We start from the raw sequence: 11,361 nt of genomic DNA on the forward strand, positions 1-11,361 counted from the left end.
GGCGCCGCATCGGGGAACACCGCGGGCCAGTCCGTCTGCCCATCCCGCGCCGGCAGGACGATGTCGGTGTGGGCCAGGCTGGCACAGACATAGGCCGGCGCCTCCGCAGCAGCCGCAACCTGCGGTCGGCCATCGGCCGGAACCAGGGCCAGGGCCAGGGCGGTCGCGACATACAGCACGGCAAGACCAAACAGGGTCGATAGCAGCGCGGCGACGGTGGCCAGCAACAGGCGCAGCGCCTTCATCCCCGCACCCCGAAGATCCAGCCCTCGGTCCGGGCCGTCGCGGCGTCGAGACCGGGTGGCGACCAGGCGGTGGGATCGGTAGCCATCCCCCGCATTCCGGCGGCGGCGATCAGCGCATCGGTGGCATGGTCGGTCAGCGGATCCGCCGCGACCGCAGGGCCGCTGCCGAGCCGCGCCAGCGCCGCATCCAGATCGCCACGGTCGCGCACCTTGGCGCTGGCGGTGCGGCCGGCCCGGCGCCAGAACAGGCGCGGAAAGATCTCGAGCATCACCACGGGGTGGCCGCCCAAGGGTTCGAACGGCCAGACCGCGAGCTGCCCGTCGAGGCGGGCGCGGAGATGGTGCAGCACCCGCATCCCGGCCAGGGCGCCCGGCCCCACCGTCTTCGGCCCGAACTGCTTGAACGGACTGTCCGGCGCGCCCAGCCCGTCGCGGCGGCAGGCCATCTCGGTGGCGCGATGCGGCTCGACCCAGCCCGCCGGGCGCGGGCCACGAAGCCAGAAATCCGGGGTGTAGTCGGCATGGCGGGCGAAATCGGCACCGTGGAAATCCGCTGCTTCGGCCGTGACCCGATCGACCAGCGCCCACAGCGCGCGGGCATCGCCGCCGGGCGGCAGATAGGCGGCTGCGGTGGCAAAGGGCAGCGAGAAGGCGCAGTCGATGCCGATGAGCATCCGGCCGGCACCACCGGCCTGGGCCGCGATCCATTCGGTGACGGCGCCGCGGGTCCAGCATCGTCCGGACGGTGGCGGCAGCAGCGCCGGCCCGGCCACTCCCACCCGGCATTCGGCGACGGCGATGCCGTCATAGAGCCCGCGGGCGCCCGACCAGTCGATCGCAACGAACCGTTCGAACCCGCTCACACGTCGTCTCCCGCCGGGCTGGCCGGAGGGGCTTGCATCCCGCCCCGTCCTGCGCTGTATCTGCAATCCCGATGATGACCGGACCAGCGTGGCCGAAGAATGACCAAGCCTCCCCTTCAACCCTGGACCGTCACTGGATCGCGCCATATCCATCGCGACCGCTGGATCTCGGTCCGCGCGGATGATTGCGTGACCAGCGCCGGGGCCTCGATCGCGCCCTACTATGTCCTGGAGTATCCCGACTGGGTCCAGGTCGTCGCGCTGGACCGCGATGACAACCTGGTGCTGGCCCGGCAGTATCGGCACGGGCTGGGCCGGGTCTCGCTCGAACTGCCCGCCGGCATGATGGATCCGGCTGACCGCGACCCCGTGGCCACGGCGGCCCGGGAGCTGCTGGAAGAGACCGGCTACGGCGGCGCCGCGCGGATGCAACTGGTCGGCACGCTGTCGCCCAACCCGGCGAACCACGCCAACCGGGCCTATGTCGTCCTTGCCGAAGGCGTCACCCCGATCCGTCCGCCGGCAGCGGACGAATCCGAGGTCATCGCCGTCGAGCTTCTACCCTTCCGCGAGGCGCTGCGACAGGCGATGGACGGCAGCATCGTCCATTCGATCCACATCGCATCGCTGGTGCTCGGCCTGCAGGCGGCGGGCCGGATCGATCTTCTGTAAACGCCGATCAGGCCAGGGCCAGGAAAGCGGCCAGCAGCCCGCCGAAGAAGACGTATTTGATCGCGTAGTACAGCTTGCGGTTCTTCTTCTTGATCTTCTTGAAGAAGGTCCGGATCGGGTAGATGTAGGCGAAGGCCTTGTTCAGGCCGGAGACCTTGTCGCCATCAGCGTTGCGGGTGGCGCCGGCTTGGATCAGGTATTTGGCGAAGAAGCGGTTCACCGCCAGCGCCCAGCCGAACCGCATCGGCCGTTCGACGTCGCAGAACAGGATCACCCGGTTTTCGTCCGAGAAGTTCTCGGCGTAGTGGATGTAGGTCTCGTCGAAGACCACGTCCTCGCCATCGCGCCAGCTGTAGGATTTGCCGTCGACGATGATGCGGCAGCGATCGTCATTCGGCGTGATCAGGCCGAGATGATAGCGCAGCGAGCCGGCATAGGGGTCGCGATGGGCCACCAGCTTGCCGCCCGGCGGCAGCGAGGTGAACATCACCGCCTTCAGGGTCGGGATGGTCTTCACCAGCGCCACGGAGCGCGGGCATTGCAGCTCGGCCGAGGGCAGCGGGTCGCCGTACCACTTCAGGTAATAGCGCTTCCAGCCGCGCCGGAAGAAGGAGTTGAAGCCGACATCGTCGAGCTTGTCCGAGCCCTTGATGTCGCCGTCTTCCTGCAGCCGCAGCGCCTCGTCGCGGAAGACGTGCCAGTTGTCCTTCAGCGCCTGCAGCTCCGGAAAGCTGCGCGGGTCATGGTACGGTTTGCTCGGCACCCGCGAGAACAGGTACATGAAGCAGTTGATCGGCGCGAAGAAGGTCGAGTGATCGGTCAGCTGCCGGGTGAAGCGGTGCCGCACCTGGCCACGGAAGTGCACCCACAGCGCTGAGGCGATGTAGGCGTAGACGATCAGGAACTTCGGCGCGAACACAGTGGCCAGCATCTGGGCCATACCTCCAACCGGAACCACGCCAAACCGGAACGCTCGGAGCGCGGGCCGGGTTTGCGACCAATTCGCACGCTGTATAACACTCCTGCGACCGCACCGATAGGACCAGGGCGCCGCAGGCGGACTGTACGTTTCCGGGCAAGTGGCCCCGGGGCCGCAGGTTTTCGACCGTCAGGGGGAGATGACCGCTATGCGGTCACTCCGGAGTGACCACGCAGTGATCATCTCCCCGAGACGTCCGCTCCGCGGACGCTCCGGGATGACCGCTATGCAGCGCGCCTATTCCTCTTCCCGCTGCCCCCGCAGCTTGGACCAGTAATCCAGCCGCTTCCGGATCTCGCGTTCGAAGCCGCGTTCGACCGGGCGGTAGAATTCCTGCCGGTCCATGTCGGGCGGGAAGTAGTTCTGGCCGGAGAAGCCTTCGTCCGTGTCGTGGTCATAGGCATAGCCCTTGCCGTAGCCGATCTCCTTCATCAGCTTGGTCGGGGCGTTCAGGATGTGCATCGGCGGCATCAGGCTGCCGGTCTCCTTGGCCGCGCGGGTGCTCGCCTTATAGGCGGTGTAGGCCGCGTTCGACTTCGGCGCGGTGCCCAGGAAGATCACAGCCTGGGCGATGGCCAGCTCGCCCTCCGGGCTGCCCAGCCGCTCATAGGCGTCCCAGGCCGCCAGCGACTGGGTCAGCGCGTTCGGGTCGGCCATGCCGATATCCTCGACCGCGAAGCGCACCAGCCGGCGCACGACATAGAGCGGGTCCTCGCCCCCCGCCAGCATCCGCGCGAACCAGTACAGGGCCGCGTCGACATCGGAGCCGCGCAGGGATTTGTGCAGCGCCGAGATCAGGTTGTAGTGGCTCTCCTGCGCCTTGTCATAGACCGGCGCCCGGCGCTGCACCGTCTGGGCCAGCCCGGCCGCATCCAGCGGCGCGGCGGCCTTCAGCGCGAACAGCTCCTCCGCCAGGTTCAGGAGGTAGCGCCCGTCGCCATCGGCCATCGCCTTGACCGCGTCGCGCGCCTCCGGCATCAGCGGCAATGGCCGGCCCTCGGTCGCCTCGGCCCGTTCCAGCAACTCCTCCAGCGCAGCGAAGTCGAGGCGGTTGAGGACGAAGACCTGGCTGCGCGACAGCAGCGCGGCGTTCAGCTCGAAGGACGGGTTCTCGGTGGTGGCGCCGATCAGGGTGACGGTGCCGTCCTCGACCACCGGCAGGAACGCGTCCTGCTGGCTGCGGTTGAAGCGGTGCACCTCGTCGACGAACAGCAGCGTGCCCTGCCCGGCCGCCCGGCGGCCGCGTGCCGCCTCGAAGATCTTCCTGAGATCGGCGACGCCGGAGAAGATCGCCGACAGTGGTTCGAAATGCAGGTCGGTGTGTTCGGCCAGCAGCCGGGCCAGGGTGGTCTTGCCGCAGCCGGGCGGCCCCCACAGGATCATGCTGGCGATGCGATGCGCCGCCACCATCCGGCCGATCGGGCCCTCCGGCTTCAGCAGATGGTCCTGGCCGACCACCTCGTCGATGCTGCGCGGCCGCAGCCGGTCGGCCAGCGGCCGCGGCGCTTGGTCGGCAAAGAGCGAGGGCGTATTATCGGAGCGTGGGGAACGGGCCATGTCTCAGATCTGGGGTGTGCGGCCGGATTAGGCCAGCACAAGGTGGGGAGACCCCGGCCGGAAGCGGGCCGGAGGGGCGTGCATCGTCGGCCAGCGGCCGCACCGGTGCAATGGCGAGTTGCGGCCGGCCGGAGGGACGTGCCGCAATAAGGCCATCGCTTTGCCCCGCTGTGACCATGATCACTTCGCCCGCGAACTGTTGCGGCGCAAAAAGCGAACGATTGACAACACATTATACCCCGATACCCTTTCCCTGGGGACCTCTTCGGAGCATGAGACGATGATGACCGGGCGCCTGCACATGCGGCCAGGACGGGTGTTTGGCACCCTGACGGCACTGGGACTGGCGGCATTCCTCGCCGCCTGCAACGAATCGGGCAGCCAGAGCCAGGCCGCACCGCCCCCGCCACCGGTCACGGTGGCGACGCCGCTGGTCCAGAAGATCACCGAATGGGATGAATTCACCGGCCGCTACGAAGCGACGGCCTCGGTCGAGGTGCGGGCCCGCGTCTCCGGCTACCTCCAGTCGATCAATTTCACCGACGGCGCCATGGTCAAGCAGGGCGACCTGCTGTTCGTGATCGACCCCCGCCCCTACCAGGCGATCGTGGATTCGGCCCAGGCCGACCTGACCAGCGCCCAGGCCCGGCTCGACCTCGCCAAGGTCCAGCTCGACCGCGCCCAGTCGCTGGTCGCCCAGTCCAACGTCTCGCGCTCGGCCTACGACCAGGCGGTGCAGGAGCGGCGGGCGTCCGAGGCCCAGGTGGCGCAGACCACGGCGGCGCTGCAGTCGGCCCAGCTGAACCTCGACTTCACCCAGGTCAAGGCACCGATGGCCGGCCGGGTCTCGAACCGCCGGGTCGACATCGGCAACCTGGTCACCGGCGACCCGAGCTCGACCCTGCTGACCACCATCGTGGCGCTCGACCCGATCTATTTCGAGTTCGACATGAGCGAGGCCGACTACCTCGCCTATCAACGCGCTGTTGCCGCCGGCAAGCTGCCCTCGACCCGTGACAACGCCACCCTGATCCAGACCCGGCTGCCGGACGAGCAGGATTGGCCGCATGGCGGCGTGATGAACTTCGTCGACAACCAGCTCAACCCCGGGTCGGGCACCATCCGCGCCCGCGCCATCCTGGACAACAAGGACCTGTTCATCACCCCCGGCCAGTTCGGCCGGCTGCGCCTGCCCGGGTCGAACCCCTATGACGCGATCCTGGTGCCGGAAAGCGCGATCCTGACCGACCAGTCGAACCGCGTGGTGATGACGGTGAAGGACGACAACACGGTCGTGCCGAAGATCATCCGGCCCGGCCCGACCTATCCGGGCGGCCTGCGCATCGTGCGCGACGGCCTGACCGCGCAGGACAAGGTCATCATCAACGGCCTGGTCCGCGCCCGCCCCGGCGCCAAGGTGACGCCGCAGCCCGGCACCATCGCCGCCGTGCCCGAATACGACGCGAACTGAGGGCCGGGAGTATGAAATTCTCCCATTTCTGCATCGACCGCCCGATCTTCGCGACGGTGCTGTCGATCCTGATCGTGCTGCTCGGCGCGGCCGCCTATTTCACCCTGCCGGTCGCGCAGTATCCTGAGATCGCGCCGCCGACCGTCGTCGTCCGCGCCCAGTATCCCGGCGCCTCGGCCGACGTCGTCGCCGACACCGTGGCGACGCCGATCGAGCAGGAGATCAACGGCGTCGAGAACATGCTGTACATGTCCTCGCAGGCCACCGGCGACGGCCAGCTGGCGATCACCGTGACCTTTTCGCTCGGCACCGATCTCGACATCGCCCAGGTGCTGGTGCAGAACCGCGTCGCCGTGGCCGAGCCCCGGCTGCCGGAAGAGGTGCGGTCGCTCGGCGTCACCACCAACAAATCCTCGCCTGACCTGCTGATGGTGATCCATCTCACCTCGCCGGACGGCTCGCGCGACCCGCTCTACCTCTCGAACTACGCCACCCTGCAGGTGCGCGACGTGCTGGCCCGCCTGCACGGCGTCGGCGACGTGCGCGTCATCGGCGCCCGCGACTACTCGATGCGGATCTGGCTCGACCCCGACAAGGTGCAGTCGCGCAACCTGACCGCCGGCGATGTGGTCGCAGCGTTACGGGCGCAGAACGTCCAGGTCGCCTCCGGCGTGCTGAACCAGCCACCGACGCCGAACCCGGGCGCCTACCAGCTGAACGTCGAGACGCTGGGCCGGCTGACCGATACGCGCCAGTTCGGCAACATCGTGATCAAGACCGACAGCGACGGCCGCGTCACCCGAGTGCGCGACATCGCCCGGGTCGAGCTGGCCGCCCAGGACTACACCACCAACGGCTATCTCGACCAACAGCCGGCGATCCCGCTGCTGATCTTCCAGCAGCCCGGGACGAACGCGCTGGACACCGCGAACTCCATGCTGGCGACGATGGCGGACCTGTCCAAGGTCTTCCCGCCGGGCGTGCATTACGACATCGTCTACAATCCGACCACCTTCATCGCGGAATCGGTGGAGGAGGTGGAGAAGACGATCTGGGAGGCGGTGGGCCTGGTGGTCATCGTCGTGATCGTGTTCCTGCAGACCTGGCGCGCCGCGATCATCCCGGTGGTGGCGATCCCGATCTCGCTGGTCGGCACCTTCATGCTGATGGCCGGCCTGGGCTATTCCCTGAACAACCTGTCGCTGTTCGGCCTGGTGCTGGCCATCGGCATCGTGGTCGACGACGCCATCGTCGTGGTCGAGAACGTCGAGCGCCATCTGCGCGAGGGCAAGTCGCCGAAGGAAGCGGCACATCTGACGATGGACGAGGTCGGCGGCGCCCTGATCGCCATCGCCCTGGTGCTGTGCGCCGTGTTCATCCCGGCGGCGCTGATCTCCGGCATCACCGGCCAGTTCTTCCGCCAGTTCGCGGTCACCATCGCCGCGGCGACGGTGATCTCGGCCTTCGTGTCGCTGACCCTGAGCCCGGCCCTGTGCGCCCTGCTGCTGAAGCCGCATGAAGAGCATCACAGCCAGCGCAAGACCTTCATCCTGTTCCGGCCGATCACCGCCTTCTTCAACGGTTTCAACTGGTTCTTCGACAAGCTGTCGCTCGGCTATGGCGGCCTGACCCGGCAGTTCATCCGCTTCGCGGTGGTGATGCTGGTGGTCTATGTCGGGCTGATCGCCCTGACCGGCGTCCAGTTCGGCCGTGCCCCGAGCGGCTTCATCCCGCAGCAGGACCAGGGCTACCTGATCACCGTCATCCAGCTGCCGCCCGGGTCGTCCCTGGCGCGCACCGACGCCGTGGTCAAGCAGGTGGCCAAGATCGTCACGGACACGCCGGGCGTCGCCCACGCCGTGGCCTTCGCCGGCTTCGACGGCGCCACCTTCACCAACGCTTCCAACGCCGGCGCCGTCTTCTCGCCGTTCCTGCCCTTCGCCGACCGCGACCCCAAGGGGCAGACGGCCGACGAGATCCAGGCCGACCTCGGCAAACGCCTGGCCAGCATCCAGGACGCCTTCATCATCACCATCCAGCCCCCGCCCGTCCGTGGCATCGGCACCGGCGGCGGCTTCAAGATGATGATCCAGGACAAGCTGGGCCGCGGCCTGCCCGCGCTCGACGCCGCAACGCAGGAGGTGGTGGCCGCCGCCAACCAGGTCCCGGGGCTGGCCGGCGTGTTCTCGCTGTTCAACACCCGGACGCCCAAGCTGTATGCCGACATCGACCGGGTGAAGGCCGAGATGCTGGGCGTACCGGCCGCCCGCGTGTTCGAGGCGCTGGAGATCTATCTCGGCTCGTCCTACGTCAACGACTTCAACTATCTCGGCCGCACCTTCCAGGTCACCGCCCAGGCCGACGGCAAGTTCCGGGTGAACCTGCGCGACATCGGCAACTACAAGACCCGCAGCGACAGCGGCGGGATGGTGCCGCTGAGCGCCGTGGCCAGCTTCCGCAACGAGACCGGCGCCTATCGCGTGCCGCGCTACAACCTGTATCCCGCCGCCGAGGTCCAGGGCAGCACGCTGCCGGGCTATTCCACCGGCTTCGCCCTGGCGGCGATGGAAAAGGTCGCCGTCGACACCCTGCCGCCCGGCTTCGGCTACGAGTGGACCGAAATCGCCCTGCAGCAGAAGCTGGCCGGCAACACCGGCATGCTGGTGTTCGTCGCCTCGGTGGTGTTCGTCTTCCTGCTGCTGGCAGCGCAGTATGAAAGCTGGACCCTGCCGCTGTCGGTCATCCTGATCGTGCCGATGTGCCTGCTGGCCGCCGTCACCGGCCTGCTGATCCGCGGGTACGAGGTGAACATCCTGGCCCAGATCGGCTTCGTCGTGCTGATCGGCCTGGCGGCGAAGAACGCGATCCTGATCGTGGAGTTCGCCCGCCAGGCGGAGGCCGCGGGCGACACCCGGCAGCAGGCTGCGGTCGATGCCGCGCGCACCCGGCTGCGGCCGATCCTGATGACGTCCTTCGCCTTCATCTTCGGCGTGGTGCCGCTGGTGATCGCGACGGGCGCCGGCTACGAGATGCGCCGGTCGCTGGGCACGGCGGTGTTCTCGGGCATGATCGGCGTGACCGTGTTCGGCCTGCTGTTCACGCCGATGTTCTACGTGGTCTGCCGCTGGCTCGGCTCCGCGCTGTCCCGGCGCAAGCCGGCCGCCCCGGCGCCGAAGCCGGAGAGCAGCCCGACCGCCTGATAGGGACGCCGCCCCGGAGGGGTCACTCCGGGGCGGTGCCCCGCGCCAGTTCAGGCAGCCGCAGCGCCCGATAGAGTTCCGACAGCACGCCGGCGAAGACGCTGACTTCCAGGGCAGTGAGGGCCAGCGACACCGCGGTGGCCACGATGTCGGCCAGCCCGAAACCGCCATCCGGGTCCGGCAGGATCGCGTCGAGCAGCATGCCGACGCCGGTGGCGATGGCCAGAAACAGCACCGAGGTCGCGATCAGCGCCGCCAGCACCGCCATCCGGTGGCCGCGCAGCAGCCGGCGGCTTTCGGCCGCGACCAGCCCGGCATCACCGATCGCGGTGGCCGGGAAGATCAGCCCGTAGAAGGCGAAGGGCACCGTCATCAGGGCGGTGATGACCGCCGTCAGGCTCAGCGCTGTCGACAGCCCGGCCGTCTGCAGGCCGCCGCTGGCGATCGACTGCATCAGGGCCGGCCCGCCCAGGATGCCGAAGAGGATCGACAGCACGAACAGCCCGGCCATCACCACGATCAGCCCGAGCAGGCCGAGCCAGACCTGGTACAGCGCAAAGCGCAGCGTCGCGGCATCGGCCGGAAACGGCACGATCTCGCCCCGCAGCACGTAGCGGTGCCAGGACACCGCGATCAGCGCGACGACCAGCAGCAGCACCAGGCCGGACAACGACATCGCCAGCAACGCGGCGCCCGACGGAGTCTGGCTCGTCATCATCGCCGCGACCTCATCGCCCCAGAGCCAATCGATGGCGAAGCGGAAGATCAGGGCGAACGCGATCGGCGGCGCCGACACCCGTGCCAGCGCGCCGGGATGCCCCAGGCTCCAGCCGATGGCGCGCCGCAGCAGATCGCCGATGGAAATTGCCGCCGCCATTCCGTCACCCCTTGCCGAATCAGGGGCGGATCATTCCAGCCATGGCGGGACGGGGCAACCGGTCTGTCGCCCGGCCGGCGTCACGCCGGCCCGCTTCCGCGCATCGTCAGAGGGCGGCCGAGGCCGCCCGCCGGGTTCAGTGACCCTTCAACAGGGCGGCCATCTCGGCATTGTCCTGCTGCGTGGCCAGTCCGATGGCGGAGTTGCCGGAGGCATCCTTCAGCGCCGGGTCGGCGCCATGCGCCAGCAGCAGCTTCACCATCTCCACCCGGCCGAACAGGGCGGCCATCATCAGCGCGGTCTGGCCTGCCTTGTTGGCGGTGTCGACGCCGCAGGGCTCGGCCAGCAGGCGTTCGCCCACCGCCGTCTCGCCCTTGAACGCAACACCCATCAGGGCGGTGTTGCCCTTGGGGTCGGTGGCGCAGGCATCGGCCCCCGCCTTGAGCAGGGCATCGACCGCGTCGCGCTGGCCGTCATAGGCGGCCAGGATCAGGGAGGTGTAGCCACGGTCATCCCGCGTATCGACCGGCATGCCGTCCTTGATCAGGCCCTGCAGCAGATCGACCCGCCCGTCGCGTGCGGCGTCGAAATAGAGTTCCTTCACATGCTCGGGCGTGAGGTCCGGGGCCGTCCCGGCCATCGCCGGCACCGCCAGGCCGAGGCACAGGGCGAAGCCGGCCAGGGCTGACATCGATCGCATCATCTTGCGATATCCTTCGAAAGGGGAAGAAGCGGCCGCCGGCACGTCAGCCCGCGGCCGCTGTCGATGCTGCCGTCAGTTCGCCGCCAGCTTGGCCACGGTCGCGATATCGGCCTTGGCGGCAGCCGCCAGCCGCGTGCCGTAATCCTTGTCGGCCCGGTAGAAGTGGCTGATGAACAGGTCCTTGGCCGGCTCGTTCTTCATCTGGACGAGGTCGGCCGCCAGGTTCTTGATCAGGTCGTCCTGGTCGGCCTTGCTGAGCTTGCGGTAGTAGTCGCCGGCCTGGCGGAAGTTGTCCTGCTTGTCGATCGGCCGGGTCTGGGTCAGGCCCTCGACCTTGTACTGGCTGTAGCGGTAGTCCGGCTGTTCGGCGGGATTACCGGCGGCGTTGGTCGGGTCGTAATTCACATCGCCCGTTCGCGGGGCGGATTGCATCGCGCCGTCCTGGTTGTTGTTGGCGACCTGGACCAGGGGACGGTTGGCCGGCAGCTCCTCGAAATTCGTGCCGAGGCGATAGCGCTGCGTGTCGGCATAGGCGAACAGCCGGCCCTGCAGCATCCGGTCGGGCGACGGCTCGATCCCCGGCACCATGTTGCTGGGCGCGAAGGCCGACTCCTCGGTGTATTCGAACCAGTTGTCCGGCACTTTGTTCAGGGTCATGGTGCCGATCTTGACCTCGGGCACCCCGGGCCATTCCTTGGTGTCGTCGAAGCCGTCGAAATCCAGCTTCTGGATGTCGTCCCAGGTCAGCAGCTGGACGTAGAGATCCCATTTCGGGAAATTGCCGGCCGAGATCG

At 68.3% G+C, this 11,361-nt stretch carries 10 protein-coding genes; 3 read left to right on the forward strand and 7 right to left on the reverse strand.

Annotated elements, in window-relative coordinates; translation table 11 throughout:
* Together AC3XYG_RS19965 and AC3XYG_RS19970 are read right to left on the reverse strand one after the other, a co-directional pair.
* Positions 1-245: hypothetical protein (locus AC3XYG_RS19965; RefSeq protein WP_489141613.1), on the reverse strand; the 245-nt coding region annotated here is incomplete at its 3' end.
* A complete protein-coding gene (locus AC3XYG_RS19970; protein ID WP_489141614.1) occupies positions 242-1,108 on the reverse strand; it encodes a hypothetical protein in 867 nt (288 codons plus the stop codon). The genes AC3XYG_RS19965 and AC3XYG_RS19970, both read right to left, overlap by 4 nt.
* Before the next feature lie 99 nt (positions 1,109-1,207).
* Between AC3XYG_RS19970 and AC3XYG_RS19975 the strand changes: the two genes are divergently transcribed.
* On the forward strand, positions 1,208-1,780 hold the full coding sequence (locus AC3XYG_RS19975; protein ID WP_489141615.1) for an NUDIX hydrolase: 573 nt from the start codon (positions 1,208-1,210) through the stop codon (positions 1,778-1,780).
* 7 nt (positions 1,781-1,787) lie between these two features.
* Here AC3XYG_RS19975 and AC3XYG_RS19980 read toward each other — a convergent pair whose 3' ends face one another.
* Together AC3XYG_RS19980 and AC3XYG_RS19985 are read right to left on the reverse strand one after the other, a co-directional pair.
* Positions 1,788-2,711, reverse strand: a complete 924-nt coding sequence (locus AC3XYG_RS19980; protein ID WP_489141616.1) for an aspartyl/asparaginyl beta-hydroxylase domain-containing protein — start codon at positions 2,709-2,711, stop codon at positions 1,788-1,790.
* A 285-nt stretch (positions 2,712-2,996) separates the two neighbouring features.
* Positions 2,997-4,316, reverse strand: coding sequence for a replication-associated recombination protein A (locus tag AC3XYG_RS19985; protein WP_489141617.1), 1,320 nt, complete (start codon positions 4,314-4,316; stop codon positions 2,997-2,999).
* 280 nt (positions 4,317-4,596) lie between these two features.
* Between AC3XYG_RS19985 and AC3XYG_RS19990 the strand changes: the two genes are divergently transcribed.
* On the forward strand, positions 4,597-5,787 hold the full coding sequence (locus AC3XYG_RS19990; RefSeq protein WP_489141618.1) for an efflux RND transporter periplasmic adaptor subunit: 1,191 nt from the start codon (positions 4,597-4,599) through the stop codon (positions 5,785-5,787).
* Positions 5,788-5,798: 11 nt separating this feature from the next.
* A complete protein-coding gene (locus tag AC3XYG_RS19995; protein ID WP_489141619.1) occupies positions 5,799-8,987 on the forward strand; it encodes an efflux RND transporter permease subunit in 3,189 nt (1,062 codons plus the stop codon).
* Positions 8,988-9,009: 22 nt separating this feature from the next.
* Here AC3XYG_RS19995 and AC3XYG_RS20000 read toward each other — a convergent pair whose 3' ends face one another.
* The 3 genes from AC3XYG_RS20000 to AC3XYG_RS20010 form a co-directional block, all read right to left on the reverse strand.
* The gene (locus tag AC3XYG_RS20000; protein WP_489141620.1) at positions 9,010-9,864 is read right to left on the reverse strand and encodes a hypothetical protein; all 855 of its coding nucleotides are present in this window, start codon (positions 9,862-9,864) and stop codon (positions 9,010-9,012) included.
* Positions 9,865-10,000: 136 nt separating this feature from the next.
* Positions 10,001-10,567, reverse strand: coding sequence for an ankyrin repeat domain-containing protein (locus AC3XYG_RS20005; RefSeq protein ID WP_489141621.1), 567 nt, complete (start codon positions 10,565-10,567; stop codon positions 10,001-10,003).
* 72 nt (positions 10,568-10,639) lie between these two features.
* Positions 10,640-11,361, reverse strand: a 722-nt coding sequence (locus AC3XYG_RS20010) for a catalase (RefSeq protein ID WP_489141622.1), incomplete at its 5' end; no start/stop codon positions are given.

The organism is Inquilinus sp. (assembly GCF_057815775.1).